The sequence below is a fragment of the Acinetobacter sp. WU_MDCI_Abxe161 genome (genome assembly GCF_025514355.1).
In the GTDB taxonomy this organism is placed as follows: Bacteria; Pseudomonadota; Gammaproteobacteria; order Pseudomonadales; family Moraxellaceae; genus Acinetobacter; species Acinetobacter pittii_E.
Map to the genome: position 1 here is coordinate 197,847 of NZ_JAHPTU010000004.1, position 18,840 is coordinate 216,686.

24 protein-coding genes are annotated in these 18,840 nt (G+C 38.0%); 1 reads left to right on the forward strand and 23 read right to left on the reverse strand.

What is annotated here, in order from left to right:
- Positions 1–23: 23 nt before the first annotated feature.
- Positions 24–935, forward strand: a complete 912-nt coding sequence (locus KTI78_RS06285; protein WP_016141184.1) for a lysine exporter LysO family protein — start codon at positions 24–26, stop codon at positions 933–935.
- Here KTI78_RS06285 and pyrF read toward each other — a convergent pair.
- From pyrF to KTI78_RS06400, 23 genes are all read right to left on the reverse strand, one after another.
- Complete coding sequence (gene pyrF, locus KTI78_RS06290) at positions 932–1,630, reverse strand: orotidine-5'-phosphate decarboxylase (RefSeq protein ID WP_062848581.1); 699 nt, start codon at positions 1,628–1,630, stop codon at positions 932–934. The two genes, KTI78_RS06285 and pyrF, sit on opposite strands and share 4 nt — an antisense overlap.
- A gap of 180 nt (positions 1,631–1,810) precedes the next feature.
- Entirely contained in the window at positions 1,811–2,176 is a 366-nt protein-coding gene (locus tag KTI78_RS06295; RefSeq protein ID WP_016141186.1) for a lipopolysaccharide assembly protein LapA domain-containing protein, read from the reverse strand.
- 25 nt (positions 2,177–2,201) lie between these two features.
- Positions 2,202–2,504, reverse strand: coding sequence for an integration host factor subunit beta (locus KTI78_RS06300; protein WP_002121337.1), 303 nt, complete (start codon positions 2,502–2,504; stop codon positions 2,202–2,204).
- A gap of 156 nt (positions 2,505–2,660) precedes the next feature.
- Positions 2,661–4,334: a 30S ribosomal protein S1 gene (gene rpsA / locus KTI78_RS06305; protein WP_002121348.1), complete on the reverse strand. Its 1,674-nt coding sequence runs from the start codon at positions 4,332–4,334 to the stop codon at positions 2,661–2,663.
- A gap of 111 nt (positions 4,335–4,445) precedes the next feature.
- Positions 4,446–5,126, reverse strand: coding sequence for a (d)CMP kinase (gene cmk / locus KTI78_RS06310; RefSeq protein WP_262445559.1), 681 nt, complete (start codon positions 5,124–5,126; stop codon positions 4,446–4,448).
- Positions 5,127–5,136: 10 nt separating this feature from the next.
- Positions 5,137–5,577, reverse strand: a complete 441-nt coding sequence (locus KTI78_RS06315) for an SRPBCC family protein (protein ID WP_239968327.1) — start codon at positions 5,575–5,577, stop codon at positions 5,137–5,139.
- A 70-nt stretch (positions 5,578–5,647) separates the two neighbouring features.
- Positions 5,648–6,151, reverse strand: coding sequence for a tRNA adenosine(34) deaminase TadA (gene tadA, locus KTI78_RS06320; RefSeq protein WP_224991782.1), 504 nt, complete (start codon positions 6,149–6,151; stop codon positions 5,648–5,650).
- Between the two features lie 4 nt (positions 6,152–6,155).
- Complete coding sequence (locus tag KTI78_RS06325) at positions 6,156–7,280, reverse strand: enoyl-CoA hydratase/isomerase family protein (RefSeq protein ID WP_080649467.1); 1,125 nt, start codon at positions 7,278–7,280, stop codon at positions 6,156–6,158.
- Positions 7,277–7,990, reverse strand: coding sequence for a uracil-DNA glycosylase (ung, locus tag KTI78_RS06330; RefSeq protein WP_016141191.1), 714 nt, complete (start codon positions 7,988–7,990; stop codon positions 7,277–7,279). Before ung ends, KTI78_RS06325 begins: the two co-directional genes overlap by 4 nt.
- A 52-nt stretch (positions 7,991–8,042) precedes the next feature.
- On the reverse strand, positions 8,043–8,639 hold the full coding sequence (locus KTI78_RS06335) for a 6-pyruvoyl trahydropterin synthase family protein (RefSeq protein WP_016141192.1): 597 nt from the start codon (positions 8,637–8,639) through the stop codon (positions 8,043–8,045).
- 228 nt (positions 8,640–8,867) lie between these two features.
- A complete protein-coding gene (gene gspK / locus KTI78_RS06340; RefSeq protein WP_262445560.1) occupies positions 8,868–9,827 on the reverse strand; it encodes a type II secretion system minor pseudopilin GspK in 960 nt (319 codons plus the stop codon).
- Between the two features lies 1 nt (position 9,828).
- Positions 9,829–10,530 carry a type II secretion system minor pseudopilin GspJ gene (gene gspJ / locus KTI78_RS06345; RefSeq protein ID WP_262445561.1) on the reverse strand — a complete coding sequence of 234 codons (702 nt, stop codon included), beginning with the start codon at positions 10,528–10,530 and terminating at the stop codon, positions 9,829–9,831.
- Positions 10,530–10,910: a type II secretion system minor pseudopilin GspI gene (gene gspI, locus KTI78_RS06350; RefSeq protein ID WP_005069533.1), complete on the reverse strand. Its 381-nt coding sequence runs from the start codon at positions 10,908–10,910 to the stop codon at positions 10,530–10,532. Before gspI ends, gspJ begins: the two co-directional genes overlap by 1 nt.
- Positions 10,900–11,451, reverse strand: a complete 552-nt coding sequence (locus KTI78_RS06355; RefSeq protein ID WP_239976061.1) for a type II secretion system protein — start codon at positions 11,449–11,451, stop codon at positions 10,900–10,902. Before KTI78_RS06355 ends, gspI begins: the two co-directional genes overlap by 11 nt.
- A 6-nt stretch (positions 11,452–11,457) precedes the next feature.
- Positions 11,458–12,066: a TetR/AcrR family transcriptional regulator gene (locus KTI78_RS06360; protein ID WP_016141197.1), complete on the reverse strand. Its 609-nt coding sequence runs from the start codon at positions 12,064–12,066 to the stop codon at positions 11,458–11,460.
- A gap of 36 nt (positions 12,067–12,102) precedes the next feature.
- On the reverse strand, positions 12,103–12,876 hold the full coding sequence (locus tag KTI78_RS06365; protein ID WP_224991778.1) for a TatD family hydrolase: 774 nt from the start codon (positions 12,874–12,876) through the stop codon (positions 12,103–12,105).
- Between the two features lie 17 nt (positions 12,877–12,893).
- Positions 12,894–13,235 (reverse strand): PilZ domain-containing protein, encoded by a 342-nt coding sequence (locus KTI78_RS06370; RefSeq protein ID WP_025470317.1) that lies wholly within the window; start codon positions 13,233–13,235, stop codon positions 12,894–12,896.
- Positions 13,236–13,245: 10 nt separating this feature from the next.
- A complete protein-coding gene (locus KTI78_RS06375; RefSeq protein WP_262445562.1) occupies positions 13,246–14,226 on the reverse strand; it encodes a DNA polymerase III subunit delta' in 981 nt (326 codons plus the stop codon).
- A gap of 13 nt (positions 14,227–14,239) precedes the next feature.
- Positions 14,240–15,001 (reverse strand): 3-deoxy-manno-octulosonate cytidylyltransferase, encoded by a 762-nt coding sequence (gene kdsB / locus KTI78_RS06380; RefSeq protein WP_262445563.1) that lies wholly within the window; start codon positions 14,999–15,001, stop codon positions 14,240–14,242.
- A gap of 9 nt (positions 15,002–15,010) precedes the next feature.
- A complete protein-coding gene (gene lpxK / locus KTI78_RS06385; protein WP_262445564.1) occupies positions 15,011–16,021 on the reverse strand; it encodes a tetraacyldisaccharide 4'-kinase in 1,011 nt (336 codons plus the stop codon).
- A 2-nt stretch (positions 16,022–16,023) separates the two neighbouring features.
- A complete protein-coding gene (msbA, locus tag KTI78_RS06390; RefSeq protein ID WP_016141203.1) occupies positions 16,024–17,751 on the reverse strand; it encodes a lipid A export permease/ATP-binding protein MsbA in 1,728 nt (575 codons plus the stop codon).
- The gene (locus KTI78_RS06395; protein ID WP_262445566.1) at positions 17,748–18,176 is read right to left on the reverse strand and encodes an ExbD/TolR family protein; all 429 of its coding nucleotides are present in this window, start codon (positions 18,174–18,176) and stop codon (positions 17,748–17,750) included. The genes msbA and KTI78_RS06395 overlap by 4 nt, the downstream gene beginning before the upstream one ends.
- A gap of 15 nt (positions 18,177–18,191) precedes the next feature.
- Positions 18,192–18,827, reverse strand: coding sequence for a MotA/TolQ/ExbB proton channel family protein (locus KTI78_RS06400; protein WP_033849857.1), 636 nt, complete (start codon positions 18,825–18,827; stop codon positions 18,192–18,194).
- Positions 18,828–18,840 lie beyond the last annotated feature (13 nt).

Here is an 18,840-nt window from a genome sequence, read left to right on the forward strand (position 1 = left end):
GTTGATAACAATCTATCTATTATATGCAATCCTTTTATCTCATCATTCAAATATTTTTAGCACTTGCTTCCGGTTATTTTTTAGCTCCAAAACTATCTCTAAATATCCGACACTTCATATTTAAAATACTTCCCTATTTTTCTTATATTCTGTTAGCAAGTGTAGCTTTAGAATTAACATTGGCCCTTGACCAAATTAAGAATCCTTCTGCCATACTCCCACCAGCGATTATTATTGCTCTTACAACATCTTTCGGTTCTTTCTTTACCTGTTTATTGGCTTATACAATTTTTGATAAACAAAGTGTCAAAGGGAAAATCTCACTTCAACTTTTTGTAAATGCTTTAAAAAATATTACAAAAGCTTTTTTTGCATTAGGAATAGGTGTTTTATTAGGAGCTATTGCCACCCAATTCAACTCACATATGGCATTTAATAGTTGGTATTTATTATTACTTTTTATTTTCTTAATTGGTATCGAACTTGCCTTTACCCACTTTAACCGTACATGGTTAAGCTGGAAAATTTTAATTGTACCTTTAGCTGCTTTTCTAGGGTCATGTATAGCGGGCTTTTTGAATTACTATTTACTTCACAAGCATTTTACACTGAATGAAACTTTAGCTTTAGCACAAGGTTATGGCTGGTATTCAATGTCAGGGATCTTATTTACGCAATTACATTCGGCAGAGTTGGGTGGAATCGCCTTATTAACCGACTTGTTTAGAGAAATTGTTGCTATTTTTCTAATGTATACCATGGGTTGGCGTTTTCCACGCCCTGCTATCTCAAGCGCTGGCGCAACGTCAATGGATGTTACCTTAGCAATGGTAAAACAGTCATGCGGTACACATTATGTACCACATGCCATGATGAGTGGCTTATTATTAAGCCTACTCGCCCCGTTATTAATTAGCTTATTCCTAAATCTTTAGGCAATTGAAGCCAAAATAGATTTCAACATTTCTGTTGGGTTTTCTGCTTTAGTAATCGGTCGACCAATAACCAGGTGTGTAGAACCATCAAGCATAGCTTGCTTTGGAGTCACAATACGTTTTTGGTCGTCTGCATTAGAACCCTCTGGGCGAATTCCTGGTGTTACCAAAGAGAAGTCTTGCCCGATCAATTCACGAAGAATCTTAGCTTCTTGAGCAGAACAAACCACCCCATCCAAGCCACTTTCTTTAGTTAATTTAGCTAAGCGTTTCACATGCTCTACAGGTTCAATATCTAAACCAATATCTTTTAAATCTTCACGGCCCATTGATGTGAGTACTGTCACAGCAATAAGTTGAGTTTGATAGTTACCTGCTTTTAAACGTTCAACACAGGTTTCCATCATTTTACGACCACCTGAAGCGTGAACATTTACCATCCATACGCCTAAATCAGCTGCCGCACAAACAGCTTGAGCTGTAGTATTAGGAATATCGTGAAATTTAAGGTCGAGGAAAACTTCAAAATTTTGTTCTTGCAGTTTTTTTACAACAGATGGGCCTTCATGAGTAAAAAGCTCTTTACCTACTTTTACACGGCACAAAGCAGGGTCAAGCTGTTCAACAATTTTTAAAGCGTCATATTGGCTTTTTGCATCTAACGCAACAATGATACTCAAGAGACTTTCTTCCATCATATAAAATCAGCGTTATTATAATAGACAAATCATGAAGGAATAAAGGAATGTAGATGCTCGCTTTCCAAATTTAAAAGCGATAAGACTAAAAGATTTTATATTTAGAAGAATAAAAGAAGAACGGATTAAATTAGGGAGATACTACTCTTTACTCATCAATAAAGAGTAGTACGGGGATTATAGCGGAGTAGAATTTTTATCTTGCGGATAAATATCTACAACGGTTTTTTCATGTCTTACATTTGCAGCTGCTTCTGCTGCTGCTAATTGAGCACTTTGGATTTGTTCTTTTCTTAAATGTTCAATATCTTTACGCAGGCGTTTAATTTCCCAACCTTTTTGGAATACTCTGAAAACCTGTACACCTAGTAAAAGACCGACCACTGTTCCTAGTACTAATGTGAGTAGCAATAATAAGCCTAAACGCATAGCAGGAACTTGAGTAAACAACAAATCAACAGAAAGCTCTGTTGGATTTTGCAAAACAAGTGCTAAAGAATAGCCAAATACAACAATAAGCAATGCAATTAAAATATAACGCATAGGCACCCCGACTTATAAATTTTATTTATTTCCCAGATTCGTTTACAGCATCACGAAGGGCTTTTCCGGGTTTGAAATGTGGAACAGCTTTAGCTGCAACTTCAACTGATTTTCCTGTTTTAGGATTGCGACCAACTCTTGGATCACGGTGGTGTAAAGCAAAGCTACCAAAACCACGGATTTCAATTCGATTATCAGTTGATAGTGCTTCTATCATTTGATCAATCATAATTTTAACCGCCTCTTCCACCAAAGGTTCAGCTAAGTGTGGGTTTTTTAGCGCAATGCGTTCAATCAAATCAGACTTATTAAGAGCTTCAGTAGTCATCTACGACCTCGTTATTTATTGCTACTCTATGTCGTTCGATAATAACCTGTTTAAATACAAAACGGTAGCGCAGTATGTTGAATACTAGGCTACCGTTTACAGTAATTTGTATAAAAAGTACAATTCCGTTACATGAAACTGTACTTTGTTAACTTATTACTTCATTTGTGCTTTGATCAAGTCACCAATAGTCTTAGGACCATTGTCTTGACTTGTTGTTGCTGTACGCAAGCTAGCAACTGCTTCTTTCTCTTCAGCTTCGTCTTTCGCTTTGATAGACAAGTTGATAGAGCGAGATTTACGATCAACGTTGATGATCTTCGCTTCAACTTCTTGACCAACTTCTAAGAATTTAGTCGCATCTTCTACGCGGTCACGGTTGATTTCAGAAGCTTTAAGAGTTGCTTCAACTTCGTCAGCTAACTTAACAGTTGCGCCACGAGCATCAACTGCAGTTACAGTACCTTTAACTAAAGCACCACGTTCGTTAGCAGCTAAGAAGTCATTGAACGGATCGCTGTTCAATTGCTTGATACCAAGACTGATACGGTTACCTTCAGCGTCTACAGACAAGATAACAGCTTCAACAGTGTCACCTTTCTTGTAACGACGAATAGCTTCTTCACCTTGCTCGTTCCAAGAAATATCAGACAAGTGTACTAAACCGTCGATACCGCCGTTCAAGCCAATGAAGATACCAAAGTCAGTGATAGACTTGATAGTACCAGATACTTTTTCGCCTTTCTCATGAGCTTTAGCAAACTCTTCCCATGGGTTAGCACGAGTTTGTTTGATACCAAGGCTGATACGACGACGTTCTTCATCAACTTCAAGAACCATAACGTCAACTTCATCACCAATCTGAACAACTTTAGATGGGTGGATGTTTTTGTTAGTGTGGTCCATTTCAGAAACGTGAACTAAACCTTCAACGCCTTCAGCGATTTCAGCGAAACAGCCGTAGTCAGTTAAGTTAGTTACGCGAGCTTTAACGATAGAACCTTTAGGGTAACGGCTCATGATCGCTAACCATGGATCTTCGCCTAATTGTTTAAGGCCTAAAGATACGCGGTTACGTTCACGGTCAAATTTAAGTACTTTAACAGTAACTTCTTGACCAACTTCAACAACTTCTGAAGGGTGCTTGATACGCTTCCAAGCCATATCTGTGATATGTAGAAGACCATCAATACCGCCAAGATCAACGAATGCACCGTAATCAGTAAGGTTTTTGATAGTACCTGTAACTGTTTGACCTTCTTCAAGTTGAGCAAGTAATGCTTCACGGTCAGCAGAAGATTCAGCTTCCATAACAGCACGACGAGATACAACAACGTTATTACGTTTAGCATCAAGTTTGATTACTTTGAACTCTAACTCTTTACCTTCAAGGTGAGTAGTGTCACGGATAGGACGAGTGTCAACTAATGAACCTGGTAAGAATGCACGAACAGGACCGATGTCAACAGTGAAACCGCCTTTAACTTTACCAGAGATAACACCAGTAACGATTTCGCCATCTTCAAAGATTTTTTCAAGTTTAGTCCAAGTTTCAGCACGCTTAGCTTTTTCACGTGATAAAACTGTTTGACCCATACCGTTGTCAAGAGCTTCAACAACTACGTCAACAGTATCACCAACCTGAACTTCAAGTTCACGTTGTTCATTTAAAAATTCAGCACGGTCAACAATGCCTTCAGACTTTAGGCCAGTGTCAACAGTTACCCAGTCGCTATCGATGTTTACAACAACACCTTGGATGACTGCACCCTTTTCAACGTTGAGGTTTAATTCACTTTCTTCAAAGAGGGCTGCAAAAGATTCGGTCATGATATACCTGATAAATTCAGCGGTCTTGGATCAGACAAGGCCGGTTTAGTTAAGTATCAACATAGTCTTTATAGACTGATCAAGCTATGCTTCAACTGATAATTCTATTTACTAAATAGTACGGCTATCGACATAATCAACCATTAACTTAAATACCTGATCGATCGTTAATTCCGAACTATCAATGATATAAGCATCTTTGGCTGGCTTGAGCGGAGCAACTTCTCGCTCCATATCTCTTTTGTCACGCGCCTGTATATTAGCTAAAATGTCGTTTATTTTAGCATCTAGCCCCATACCCTGCAACTGTTTTACTCTTCGCTCAGCACGCGATTCAGCCGAAGCTGTCAGATAAATTTTAGCATTTGCTTCAGGAAAGATAGATGTTGCCATATCACGGCCATCTGCAACTAAACCAGGATTTTGCGCAAAAGCTCTTTGTCTTTCAAATAACGCCTGTCTAAGCTCTGGAACCACTGCAACTTTTGATGCGTACTCACCAACTCGTTCTGTACGAATTGTTTGAGATACATCTTCGCCATCCAAGAAAACCAGAATCCCTGATGCAGAAGTCTCAAATTTAATATCCAGTTGAAGTGCATATTGAATACATTCATCAAGCTGACTATCTAATTTCTCTAATAAATCGTGTTTATGTAATGACAACCCTAACAAACGATATAACGCACCCGAATCAAGTAAATGATATTGATAATGTGCTGCAAGTTTTGCAGCCAATGTTCCTTTACCCGAACCACTCGGACCATCAATAGTAATAATTTGAACTGTCATTGAACTCTCACTAAGAAGCAACTGCTTTAGCTAATCTCGAAAAGCCTAGTGTAATGGCTAGTTTTAGCTGTGCAAGGATTAATTTACTTACCACTGGCGCTTTTGCCGTTAACTCGATGCGGTATGTAACTAAAGTAATATATGGGGTAATTTCAGAAAACTCGATTCTACCTAAATGATGTTTAATCAAAGGATTATCTATTAATTTATATTCAATACTTTTATTTTCTTCAAGCAATGTAATTTCTTCTTTAAGGGGCTTGATTGGACCAAAGCCCATGCGTCGAACTGAGCCTAAACCATCAGGTCTTTTAGAATCAGCCGAGTCTTTTACACGCACAACTTGTAAAGGTGCAAAAGCAGTATTATAAGTTGAATGCTTAGAGAGCAAATTAAATACATCACTAAGAGGGGCATTAAATTCTTTTTTTACGGTAATTACATTACGCATTGAATAGTCCTTATTAAATAGAATCATGGCATTAAAACCGCGTTAGTTTGCCATAAGCGCATGTTATTTTTTAATCATTTAAGGACGTTTTTTGTAGTTTCTCTTGTCTCTTTTGCTCACGTCTTTGTTTAAAAAAATGACTAAGTTGCTGAGCACATTTTTCTTGGAGACAGCCATTCTGAAATGTAAACCTGTGATTATAATAACCTTGCTGCAATAACTGGCGTGCACTTACCAAGGAACCTGCTTTAGGTTCGGGTGTGCCAAAAACTACATGTTTGATTCTCGCATGTACTAATGCACCTACACACATCGTGCACGGTTCAAGAGTGACATATAAAGTTGTATCTTCAGGTAATCGATAATTTTCTAATGAGGAACATGCTGCCCGAATAGCTTGAATTTCTGCATGTGCAGTTGGATCTAACAAAGTAATGGGAGCATTATAACCTGCTCCAATCACTCGATTTTCACTCACCAAAACTGCTCCAACTGGAATCTCTCCCTGTTGAGCAGCTAATTCAGCTTGCTCGTAAGCAAGCTGCATCCAGTATTCATCACTATATTCAGTCATTATTTTAGGTGATCACACCGTGCTGTCTAAGTAAGGCATTCCAGCTATCTATTGAAGTGACCGGTGGACAATCAGCCAAAATACCTCTTAGGCTTAGATCATCACATTGCTTCCATTCTGGTGATAAGTCTTTATCCACCAAGCGCGCACGAACACCTTCCACAAAGTCAGGATGACGTATTTTCCACTCAGAAATCTGAGCTTCTAAATCAAAGACCTCATCCCATGAATGTATTTGTTTGCCCCATTGCCATAGCAACCAAGTAATTGCCGCTGTACTAGGAGAACCTTTTTGCAAGTTTTCACTCGCTTGGCGTAACCAATCGCTACTCGCATCACGCAAACTAACAATCGCTTGATAATCTTGTTCAAAATTGAAACCACGGCAAACGCTATGAATTACATCAAGTGAGTTTTGCAATGGACCTGCTGCAACAGGACGGTGCAAGCTATTTAAAGTATCATCAATTGCTCTAAAATCCCCTGCAGGATAATGAGCCCAATTAATATTTAAAACTTTTTGCAAAACATTATCACGCTGTGCTTCACAAATATGTGTTGCCCAACCGATGCTATATGCTCCGGCTGCGGTCATGATTGAACCAGTTAAACCGGTAAACAAACCTATTGGACCACGATCAGCCAAGAAACGGCTCGCCCCAACATCTGGATATAAACCAATATTAATTTCAGGCATTGCTAAGCGTGAATATGGTGTTACTAGACGAAATGGTGCAGCCATAAACAAGCCTAAACCACCGCCCATCACATAGCCTTCACCCCATACAACGACTGGTTTAGCATAATTATGTAAGAGTAGATCTAAAGCATATTCCTGTTGGAAGAACTTATTTGCCGTATCTACTTCTTGATTTATAACAAGTTGACGTAATTTTCTAACGTCGCCACCTGCACAAAAAGCTTTTGGTGTAGTTGAGTCTAACCAAATTGCTTTAACACGCTCATCATCACGGAAATCTTCAAATACACGCAATAATGCCGTTACGATTGATTCATCTAAAGCATGTAATGATTTAGGACGATTCAAACGTACTATACGCCAGCCATTTTTTGCTTCTTCAACCACCAAGTCCGGGTGATAGTTATTTACATTGGGAGAGTTCATCATGCGTCCAATTGCCAGTCTATGGGCTCAATGCCATGTTGTTTCAAATATTGATTTGTTTTTGAAAACACTTTGCACCCGAAAAACCCCCCTCTATTTGCAGCAAGAGGTGATGGATGAGCGGCTGTTAAAACCAAGTGTTTATCTCTATTTATACGTTGTCCTTTGCGCTGCGCATAAGCACCCCACAAAATAAATACTACATGTTCTCTTTGCTCATTTAAAACATCAATAACTTCATCAGTAAAGGCTTCCCAACCCTGCTTTTGATGCGAAGTCGGCTGTCCAGCTTCAACTGTAAGCACGCTATTGAGCAAGAGTACACCTTGTTTAGCCCATTTTGTTAAGTCGCCATGGCGAGGAGCTGGAATACCTAAATCTGTATGTAATTCATGAAAAATATTGCGTAAAGATGGCGGTAATGCAATACCTTTTTGAACAGAGAAACTTAATCCATTGGCTTGATTTGGACCGTGATATGGGTCTTGCCCTAAAATCACAACTTTCACTTCAGCCAATGGTGTTGTATTTAAAGCATTAAAAATTTGCTTACTCGGTGGATATATTATTTTTTGAGCTTGTTTCTGTTGAAATAAGAAATCGCGCAAGTTATCCATCTGAGGACTTAATAGAAAAGGTGCTAAAGATCTTTTCCAACTTTCTTCTAATTGAACTTTACTGAGTTTATCTTGCTGTTGCTCAGTTAATTGCATTAATGTCATCCTAGATCAATTTTCAATTCTACAAATATGTAAGTAATTCGATTTATACTTCGACTTGTAAATCAACTTGAGGATTATTAAATTTAATCCCTGTTTTCAAGTCTTCATACATGCGTGGATTTGCCCACTCTATCTGAATTTGTTCTGAAAAAACAATTCTATCGAGACTTAAAATACCCATTTGTTCGTTTTGAATATCTTCAATAAAGCTTTGAGCATATCCAGTATCAGTCTCATGAACAATAACAGAATATACTTCAACATCACCTTCCCCATTTTGAGTGACTGTTGATTGCAAAACTTGCTGAGCTAGATAAAAGAATATACGTGAAAACTGTTCAGCCGACGGTGAAACTGGTAAAGAAATCCAACGAGCACTAAAAGTCTGGCATGCATCAATATATTGGGGATCATCTTTTTCCCAAAAACAGATTGCATGGTCAAAGCTATCGAAAAGATCTTTTATTACTCCCTTTAGGAGTCCAAAATCATAAACCATTTGCCCATGATCTAATTTCGAAGCTTTAAGCAATAATTCAACTTTATAGCTATGTCCATGAATTGATCGCTTACAACGATCCGATGTACAGTTACGTACAACATGTGCATTTTCAAACTTAAATAACTTACGAATTAACATGTGCCAAATCGATCATTCCTTCTAAGAACATTATTATAAAGCAAAAGACGAAAATTTCGCACCACTTTTCAATTAGAAACAATTAGCAAAAAGTATGATAAGACTTGTGAAGAAACATTGAAGCTACGCATATAAAAAATTTAGATTTATTCCAATATGTACCCGAGAAAAATTTATAATTACAAACCTCGATATTCCACCAAAGACGAATAACTCATAAATTTTCAATTAGTTAAAAGGCGCCATATTTCTAGAATATACATAAACCTGCTTATCGCTGCGCATTAGTGCACTTGTAAACTGTCTTTTTCTATTATTCAACACAACCTCAATTTGTGCCTGAAAAAAGCTCGACTTCACATCTAAAAGGCTATTAACTTCAGTTTTCTTTTGTGTATCAACTGCTGAAAAAGCATTCAATTGCCATAATTCATCAATATTTTGAAAGAATTTTAAATTTTGTTGGCGTGATTGAAGTTCTTTTTCTATAGTCCCTAAATCTAATTTTTGATCAATACTCGCTAATACTAATGGTGATGCAGTATTAATATTCACTTTTGTATTTTCAGGTAATGCCGATATGTATGGGGCAATTAAATCATATTTTTTCCCCTCAAAACCTCTTACCGACTTCAACTCTTCAATACGATGAAATTTAGCGTTTGAAGCCAAATAGCCAGGATCAAGGCCTTCATAATAGTTACTTTCTGCTCCCATAGGTCCAGATGGTTCGTCATCTGGATCTTGCCAATCAATAACTGCTTGGCTTAACTCTGCCGGCAAACCCACACGCACAAGCAACCGCTCAAACCAGTTTTTAGCAGCTTCGTTTACCGTACCTTCATTGGTCGTTAAATTGTTCAGATTAAATTTACCTGATTCATCTAGTAAACGTCCCGATACGATTCCATCTTCTATTGGGAAAGGTGGCATCGGTTGTGCCCAACTTTCCTTTAAATGATCAATACCACCAGCATTATTTGTATCTTGAATTAACAACTCAGAAAAAAAAGCTTCTGCACTTTTTGCATAAAGTAATGACTGATTTTGACGCATCAAATAACCCGTATTTTCCATGGTATTAGTTTGATGCTTTGCGATAGAGGCAGCTAAAATTGTAGCTAAAGCAACCATTATCAAAATTGTGAGTAACGCTACACCTTGCTGATTTTTTTTATAGTGCAACATATCACCCTCCTCCTTCTTTGGAGAGCGATGAAACCCCTTGATTCAAACTATAAACCCACTCATAACTTACACCTGCAACCGTGAGTTGTATTTTTATACCTTTCGGTAACTTTCTAAATTCTTCAGGTTTTGTAGGGTCAAGATTAATTTCTGGCCACTTTGTCACTTCTTGCGGTGTCAACACCATAATTTGAAATTGTTCAACTTGGCTCAACAGTGTACTTGATAGGGGCTGCTCTCTATTTGAAGTATTTAAATTACTATATTTAAGACGATAAAGCTTTTTTTGGTCAGGGTCATATTGATATTCAATACGCTCAAAAGGTGATAATCCTTGCTTTAAAGGGTCAGTAACACCTGCCTTACTAAAACGAAGAACTTGATTATTAAGCTCTAGAGCTGGATGTAATTGCCCGCCTTGATTTGCTGACAAAGGTATAATCTGCAACGTATCGCGCAAAACTTGTTGATAAGCATCTTGTAATTCAAACAACTGCACTTCATGTTGAGTATTACGATCTCGGACCTTTAGTAAATAATCAAAAACCTTCCAACCCAACAGAGACAAAATAGCAAAAATTGCAATCGAAACTAAAAGCTCAACTAAAGTAAATCCTGAGGCACGAATTAATCGAGCACTGCTCGATCGTGCCGCAAGACGAGGAGCTGTGCTTTGAGAGCAAAAATATTTATTTTGTATCATTATTTCGCTTTCATTGGGTAATTAAAAAATACCAAGTGGGTAATACCATTTTGAACTTTCCCCTTATCAGAATCATATAAACTAACTTGTACATCTACTTTTTGAACATTTGGACTAATTGTAGATTGCGCAGATTTATCAATCTGCCAAGTCTCGCCTTGAGAAGTCACTTGCTTACTTTGTGTACCTTCGAGCCATTCCTGATTTATTTCCATTAAAGCAACTTCATTCATTGCAACAAACTGTGCTTTTGTTCTAAGAATTGCATTTGAGGTAGATTGAGTATATTGCATGGCTACTTTAGTTAGCGCGACAGCCGCCACTGCAAAAATTGCTAAAGCAACCATCACTTCTAATAGAGTAAAGCCTTTAGATTTCATTTATTTTACCCAAATGATCAATTTGTATTTCTGAACCAATTGGTTTTTGCTCAAAGTAGAACTGGATTTTAACGGTTTTAGCTTCACCATTGCCAAACCAGATTAACTGAGGAGCTTGCCCTCCAATTAAATCGGTATTCGTAGCTTTTGAATAGTTTTGCGTATCTAAAGGTTGTACTGTAAACGATACATGTTTAGGCAGTTGCCGCGTAGTAAATTCTGAATATTTTTGCCAGCGATTTTTTATATCTTGAACCTGTAATTTACTCTGGTCGTGATATTCATACAGTTCATAAGAAAATGGTGAAACGTCGGTTTCGCTGAGAGTGGATAAAGCTAGAACACGAGATTGATCAAGCGACTCTTTACCAATTTTATGTATATCAAGCAAAAATAGCTCTCTTGCTTGCATTGCTTTCTTTTGGTCAACCCCACCAATGTTAAGTACGACGAGTGAAGTCATAATCGTCATAATAACAATCACCACCATCACTTCAATAAGCGTAAAACCTTTTTGGGATTTAGGTGATTGAGTTTTCATATCGACCTAAGCATATTGCTCAACAGCTTGTTTAGGTAAGGCTAATGCCTGATCAATATAAGCCACTCTCAAAGTGTCTCTTGAACCTAAATACCGTTGGTAAAAACTTGAATTGAGAATAGCTGCTGCACCATGAGTTAATGACCAAATAGAAGCCAAATAATCACGAGTTGTCATATTACTTTGAATAGATTCTAAATAATGATCTGTCATACGAATGATAATTCGTAATCGCTGTTTACGGACCTGATAAAGCTCATGAAAAAGATGATGGACACCTTGAGCAGTGATTGAGAGTTTTTCTTCAATTTGGTGAAATAAAACTGTTCGCTCAGGATGATGTAAATGGTGCAACATAAAAAAAGCTAAATGTTCTGGAAAGGCCTTTTCAGTATCTTGAACCATTTCAAGTAACATACGCTCATTACGAATAATCAACAGCATGTACAACTCATCTTTACTTTGAAAGTGTTTGTACAAAGTTCCTTTTGCTAAATCAAGCTCAGCAGCCAGGACATCAAGTGTCATTCCAGCTTCGCCATTTTCTAGCAATAATTGTTCCGCAACCTGAAATATTAATACTTCTCTTGCTCGGAACTGAGCCTGACGATCCATCTTCACGCAATTACTCTCTTATATAGTTTCTATAACCTAAATTGCTTTTAACAAGTTCTCAAAATTTTGTGAGGTGATCATTGCAATTTCCTCAACCGATTTATCATATACATCACTGAGCGCTTTGGCTACATAAGGCACATATTTTGGCTCATTTGTTTTACCACGATATGGAACAGGGGCTAAATATGGACTATCTGTTTCAATTAAAAGACGATCTAGGGGAACCTGCTTAGCTACATCTCTTAGATCTTGCGCGTTCTTAAATGACACAATGCCGGAAAAAGAAATATAATAACCACAATCCAGCACAGCTTTAGCCGTTTCCCAATCCTCAGTAAAACAATGCAGAATCCCATGTGTTGAGTGTTCAGCACGAATAATATCTACCGTATCATGCTTTGCTGAACGGGTATGAACGACAACTGGTTTTTTTACAATTTTTGAAGCCTGGATATGTCTTGCAAAACATGCCTTTTGCTCCTCAATAAAATCTGTACTGTGATAATAATCCAGTCCAGTTTCACCTAAAGCCCATACTTTTTCTGATTGAGCTAAGTCAACTAAATATTCGGTTGTTGCGCGTGCCATAGTATCTACATCTTCACAAGGATGTACGCCGACCGTATAACCAACGTCTTCATGTTTTTTTGCAATTTCTGCTAGTGCAATATGGTCATCTAGATCTACGGAAATTGCCATAAACTTAGACACTCCTTCTGCTCGCGCTGCTGCAAGCGCAAGATCCAGATCACCGTTATAAGGCGTTAAATCCAACATCGTTAAATGGCAATGCGTATCAACAAACACTTTTCTTTCCTATTTAATTACATGGTATAACTTGGGCGGTCTAGAGACATACTACCAGCCAAAACTCGTTCTGCCTCGTTTTTATAGTAAATTCCCTTATCTCCACTCAACTGAATAGCAAAACCTTGAGGTTTAAATCCACTTTGCTTATGGGAGATCCAGATTACTTTACCTGTTAGAGGAATTTTTTGAGACTGCTCAGGCAAAGTTGCCAAAATGAAAATTTCTTGTCCCATCTTTACCTTTTGTTTTGATGGTACGAATAGACCTCCACCTTGCACATACCCCATATAACTTGCTTGTAAAGTAGCTTTATCAGGAATATTTACCTGAATAATCCCCCCCATTTGCGGCTGCATCATCTTCCCCTTAGATATTCATTAACGTTATAAACAACTGATCTATAATTAGTTGACTTTGTACATTTTGCTCAACAAGCTTTTTTGCTTGTTGTAATTCATTATAAATATTAAATAAGCTTTCTAAATCATAATATGAGCTTAACTGATCAAAATCTAAATCAGTATTTTTCTGTGGTTGATTTAGCTTGACACAAATTAAATCACCCAACAAGTATTCAAAAAGCATTATAAAATCACTAAAGCTTAATTCTTTTTGCCACTTGCCAGAGAAAAATAGAGGCATATCTTTTTGAGCAACAATCTTAAGCCAGTCATTTAAGAAAATCTGCCTTTTCGCAAACCAATCACTTTTAGCAATTTCTATTGCTTGTAAAGGCATATCATTGGATAAACCAAGTAATAAATCTGGTTGTACTTCTGCAATCTCAGATAAATGTTCATTCATATATGATGTAGCTTGCTCGTAGGAGATACGATCCAAAGCAAAATGCTGTAAACGGCTACGTATAGTGGCTGGTAATTTAAGGTAGTGATCAGCCAGCAGAATTAAAACAACACGCTCTCCCGGCTCTTCTAAAGTCTTTAGTAAAGCATTTGAGGATGCCAAATTAAGCGCCTCAGCAGGTTCAATCACAATAACGCGCCAACCTTCTCCCGTTTGTTGTACAAAAGGTAGTAAGTCACGTATCTTTTCTATTTTAATTTTTGCATTCTGCTTTTTATTTTCTTCATCCGTTGTGATATGAACATAATTGGGATGAGTGTCTGATTTTAACCATTGGCAACTGCTACATTCCCCACAAGGGCCTTGCGCCTGCTTATTTAAACAAAGCACCCATGCTAAAAAATGCTTAGCAAAAGCATGTTTCCCACACCCTTGCTTGCCGTAAAATAAGAGACCATGGCCAATATTGGGAAACCTTGTAGTCAAGGTATCCCATGTTGTTTGCTGCCAAGGATAAACCTTTGAAGTTACATTCGGATTCATTAAAAATTAACGCTTATTCAAAAGATTCAACAGGCATATTATTTAAGCGATCAAGATCAGCTTGTGTATCCACACCTGGTGGTAAATTTGCTTCGGCTACAGCGATTGCAATTCGATGACCATTTTCTAAAACACGTAATTGTTCAAGACTCTCAAGCTTTTCAAGTTTACCCATATCCCATGTTACATATTCTTGTAATAAGTTCACTCGATAAGCATACAAACCTAAATGACGAAATGCTTGTGTATGTAAAGTCGGTTCAGCATGCTTAGCCCCATCTCGATCATAAGGAATAGTTGCACGGCTAAAATATAATGCTTCATTTTGTTTAGACATGACTACTTTTACAATACTGTCCCGCTGAAACTCATCTAAGGTATGAATCGGCTCACACAACGTAGACATTGAACAATTTGGTTTATCTACCAAAAGTTTCGCAACTTGTTGGACAAGTTGAGCTGGCAACAAAGGTTCATCACCTTGAACATTTACAATAATATCGTCTGCATCCCAGCCTTTAATACGAGCAACTTCACTTAAACGATCTGTTCCTGAAGGATGATCCGGACTCGTAAGAACTACATCAACTCCATCTACACGGCAAATCTCAGCAATACGCTCGTCATCTGTTGCCACACACAGATCATCAAAACCTTCGACTTTTTTTGCCTGATCCACTACACGTAAAATCATAGGCCGGTTATGAATAAGCAACAATGGTTTACCTGGCAACCGCGAACTTGAGAAGCGTGCTGGAATGACGATGTGTTTCATTTTTTCTACCTAAGATAATTGAATATCAAGTTCTTGCAATTGCTGTTTTAAAACCTGATAACACTGTGGAGACAGGACGGCTTTAACAGGAACCACCCAAATAGACTGTTTAAATTCAGGATGTTTTTCAAGCAATGCTAATAATTTAACTGCATCTTTTTCGGTTGTAACAAGCGGCAGCTCATCATTAAAAATCAAATCACTAATTGTGTAATCATGATGGTCACGAAATGCGTGTTCTTGAAATTGTTTCAGACCCAAATCTTTAAGTGTTTGATAAAAGCGTTGAGGAAAGCCAATACCGACTACAGCGTGATAACTATTCTCAGGATTGAAATTGGGTTTAGAATTAGACAAAGGATTGAGTAAATATGGCTGTCCTACCTCGAGGTGCATATTTAATTCTGTAGCAGGTTTATAAGTATGCTCAATCACCGTCCCTGTTTCTAAACGCTCAACAGGTTCGCGTAAATAGCCTTCAGGTAATAATTTTTTATTACCTAGACCACGATTTTGATCAAGTACAATCCACTCTATTTGCCGTCCTAATGCCCAATGCTGTAGCCCATCGTCACTGATAATCAAATCTATTTCTGATGATTTAAGTAATAGCTCTATTGCAGCCTGCCGATTAGGGCCCACCGCCATTGGCACACTTGTAGCCTGAACAATTAATGCAGGCTCATCTCCAACCTGAGCGACTTGTGCACCTGAGGTAACTAACATGGGAAAAGGACCACTACCCCCATACCCCCGACTAATTACCCCAACTTTTACATTATGCTGCTGTAGATAATTCACCAGTTGTATTAATAATGGAGTCTTCCCACTACCTCCCACTGTAATATTACCTATAACCATCACAGGCACGGGTGCTTTATAAACCGGCTTAAAACCTGCATGATAAAGATTACGATTGAATAGAAACCCAGCACGATACAAGCAAGATAATGGACGTAAAGCAACCAACCAACTTGATTGCTTATTCCATGCATTTTGGATCAGCTGGGCTAATGACATGCTTAGTTATCCTCGAAATTACGTTGATGTAATTGATAATAAGCACCATGTTTTGTGAGGAGTTCTTGGTGAGTACCTTGTTCAACAATTTGCCCTTGATCCATCACTACAATACGATCAGCATTTTCAATTGTTGATAAACGGTGAGCAATAACAATAGTTGTACGGTCTTGCATCGCTTCATCAAATGCTTGCTGAATAAAATGTTCAGATTCATTATCTAGAGCGCTTGTAGCTTCATCTAAAATTAAAATTGGAGCATTCTTTAAAATAGCTCGAGCAATAGCAATTCGCTGACGTTGTCCACCTGATAAGTTTAGGCCTTGTGCACCCAAGACAGTATCATAACCATTTGGTAAATTCATAATAAAGTCATGTGCATATGCCGCTTTTGCAGCAGCATGAATTTCCTCATCTGAGGCACTCTGCAACTGACCATAAGCAATATTTTCACGAACAGTACGGTTAAACAATACAACTTGCTGATTTACCATTGCGATTTGTGTACGCAGACAAGAAAGATCAATGTCATTAATTGGCACACCATCTAAATAAATTTGCCCACTTGATACCTCTTGAAAACGTACCAACATGTTAACCAATGAGCTTTTACCAGCACCTGAACGACCAACTAACGCTACAGTTTGACCAGGAAGAATATCTAGAGAGAAATCTTTAATTGCTTGTACGCCATCAGCATAATTTAATGCCACATGATCAAAACGAATCGCACCATTTAATTTAGGTTTTAAATGACCATTATTTTGCTCTTCAGGCAAATCTAATAATTCAAAAACAGAGTGAGCTGCCGCTAAACCGCGTTGTAACTTTTCATTAACATCAGTCAAGTTTTTAACTGGCTTTGCTAACAAACCAGCTGCTGTAATGTAAGCTACAAACTCACCAGCACTCGTACTACCCAAAATTTGTGGACGTAAAGCTAACCATACAATAAGGGCCATAGCACAAGCCATCACCACCTGAACCACTGGACTATTCAGGTTTTGCACAATTACCATTTTCAGACCACGCTTTAAGTTTTCTTCCGATGACTTATAGAATCGTGCTTGTTCAGATTCCTCACCTGCAAAACTTTTTACTACCGCATTACCATTAATACTTTCTTGGACAACATGGTTCACATCGCCCATCGTATCTTGGACTTGTAAAGAAAGCTTTCGCATTCGTTTTGAGGCTTTACGTACCAATATGCCAATGACTGGTAAAAATACAAAAATACATAACGTAAGGCGCCAATTGGTATAAAACAGATAACCTAATAGCCCAAGGGTAATCATTCCATCCCTAACGATGGTTCTTAATGATTCCGAAGAAGCTGCTGTTAGCTGCTCAACGTTATACATAATCTTGGCAGTAATATGACCAGATGAATTATCTAAGTAATATTGTGCAGGTAATCTTAAAAGCTTGGCATAAACTTCTTGTCGAATACTAAAAACCAGACTACGTGAAATCACCGCAGTATAGTAACCGCCCATAAAAAGGCCTAAACCACGGAAAAAAACTAATAAAATGATTAATAATGGGAACCAATCCAAATCAGCTCTGCTACTGTGTTGGATTGCATCAATAATAAATTTAATCAATTTAGCAACGGAAACTTCTGTTGCTGAGTTAATACCGAACCCGATAAGAACTAATAAGGCCACGCCCCAATAAGGTTTTAAATAGGCAATGAGACGCAAATAAACCTTAAAATCTTGATTCACTCAGAAAAACCTCTAGAAGGAACTTTGGTACTAATATTGATGTTAACAAAACCGAGTTGTCCTGCTACATCCATAACGCGAATTACATCCTGATGAGACGCTTTAGCATCCGCAGCAATGATGAACATAAAATCACGGCGCTCTTGAGCAACTTGCTTAATCGCAGTACTCAGATCAGCAACCCCTTTAGACGAAAGTGCCTGACCATTTACAGCATAATGACCAGCAGAGTCTACCACGACTTCAATTTTCTGATCGTACTGTTTTGGTGGAACACCTTGTGCATCTGGTAACGTTAAATTAATGCGACTTGGCTGATTAAAAGTAGTCGACAGTAATAAAAAAACCAAAATGAACAGCAAACAATCAATCATGGGCGTTAAATTGATATGAATGTCTTCGACCTGAGAACGTTTAAATTTCATCTGGTTATTCACCCATTACCCAACACGACGGTGTTCTGCTATAGACGATGAACGTTTATAGAATAATGAGGCATGAAATAAAGTCGATTGCTGTTCGAGTTCAGCCACATAATCTTGTACCACTCTCTGGAAATAGCGATACGCGATTAAAGCTGGAATTGCAATTAACATTCCCACAGCTGTGGTAATAAGCGCTTTAGAGATACCCGGAATCATTAAGCTTGGACTACCAGCCGATCCAAAATCAATCACAAGGAATGATTCAATAATCCCAACTACCGTACCCAATAACCCGAGTAAAGGTGCCACTGCACTCAAAGTTCCTAAGAAATTAATATTTTTTTCTAAATAAGAAATTTCTTGAGAAGCTGCCACTTCCATTTGGGCGCGTGCAAATTGCTCACCATGCTCACGATGATCAAAACCTGCTTTTAAAATGTGAGCCAATGCGCTGTTTTGCACTTCTACATTTTGTTCTAAATTTTCCACAATATCTTCAGTTCTTAAAGAACTATCATCAATTAATGCTTTGGGTAGAACTTGTGAACGTCTTAACCGAACAAAACGCTCAATACTGATCGCAACAGTTAAAATCGAGCATAGAATTAAAGGCAGCATTAACCAGCCACCCGCTCTCACAAGTTCCCACATATCTTCTTCCCCA

Coding starts and splice junctions, on each gene's coding strand:
- KTI78_RS06285 (WP_016141184.1), top strand. CDS start 24: ATGCAATCCTTTTATCTCATCATTCAAATATTTTTAGCACTTGCTTCC.
- pyrF (WP_062848581.1), bottom strand. CDS start 1,630: ATGGAAGAAAGTCTCTTGAGTATCATTGTTGCGTTAGATGCAAAAAGC.
- KTI78_RS06295 (WP_016141186.1), bottom strand. CDS start 2,176: ATGCGTTATATTTTAATTGCATTGCTTATTGTTGTATTTGGCTATTCT.
- KTI78_RS06300 (WP_002121337.1), bottom strand. CDS start 2,504: ATGACTACTGAAGCTCTTAATAAGTCTGATTTGATTGAACGCATTGCG.
- rpsA (WP_002121348.1), bottom strand. CDS start 4,334: ATGACCGAATCTTTTGCAGCCCTCTTTGAAGAAAGTGAATTAAACCTC.
- cmk (WP_262445559.1), bottom strand. CDS start 5,126: ATGACAGTTCAAATTATTACTATTGATGGTCCGAGTGGTTCGGGTAAA.
- KTI78_RS06315 (WP_239968327.1), bottom strand. CDS start 5,577: ATGCGTAATGTAATTACCGTAAAAAAAGAATTTAATGCCCCTCTTAGT.
- tadA (WP_224991782.1), bottom strand. CDS start 6,151: ATGACTGAATATAGTGATGAATACTGGATGCAGCTTGCTTACGAGCAA.
- KTI78_RS06325 (WP_080649467.1), bottom strand. CDS start 7,280: ATGATGAACTCTCCCAATGTAAATAACTATCACCCGGACTTGGTGGTT.
- ung (WP_016141191.1), bottom strand. CDS start 7,990: ATGCAATTAACTGAGCAACAGCAAGATAAACTCAGTAAAGTTCAATTA.
- KTI78_RS06335 (WP_016141192.1), bottom strand. CDS start 8,639: ATGTTAATTCGTAAGTTATTTAAGTTTGAAAATGCACATGTTGTACGT.
- gspK (WP_262445560.1), bottom strand. CDS start 9,827: ATGTTGCACTATAAAAAAAATCAGCAAGGTGTAGCGTTACTCACAATT.
- gspJ (WP_262445561.1), bottom strand. CDS start 10,530: ATGATACAAAATAAATATTTTTGCTCTCAAAGCACAGCTCCTCGTCTT.
- gspI (WP_005069533.1), bottom strand. CDS start 10,910: ATGAAATCTAAAGGCTTTACTCTATTAGAAGTGATGGTTGCTTTAGCA.
- KTI78_RS06355 (WP_239976061.1), bottom strand. CDS start 11,451: ATGAAAACTCAATCACCTAAATCCCAAAAAGGTTTTACGCTTATTGAA.
- KTI78_RS06360 (WP_016141197.1), bottom strand. CDS start 12,066: ATGGATCGTCAGGCTCAGTTCCGAGCAAGAGAAGTATTAATATTTCAG.
- KTI78_RS06370 (WP_025470317.1), bottom strand. CDS start 13,235: ATGCAGCCGCAAATGGGGGGGATTATTCAGGTAAATATTCCTGATAAA.
- KTI78_RS06375 (WP_262445562.1), bottom strand. CDS start 14,226: ATGAATCCGAATGTAACTTCAAAGGTTTATCCTTGGCAGCAAACAACA.
- kdsB (WP_262445563.1), bottom strand. CDS start 15,001: ATGAAACACATCGTCATTCCAGCACGCTTCTCAAGTTCGCGGTTGCCA.
- lpxK (WP_262445564.1), bottom strand. CDS start 16,021: ATGTCATTAGCCCAGCTGATCCAAAATGCATGGAATAAGCAATCAAGT.
- KTI78_RS06395 (WP_262445566.1), bottom strand. CDS start 18,176: ATGAAATTTAAACGTTCTCAGGTCGAAGACATTCATATCAATTTAACG.
- KTI78_RS06400 (WP_033849857.1), bottom strand. CDS start 18,827: ATGTGGGAACTTGTGAGAGCGGGTGGCTGGTTAATGCTGCCTTTAATT.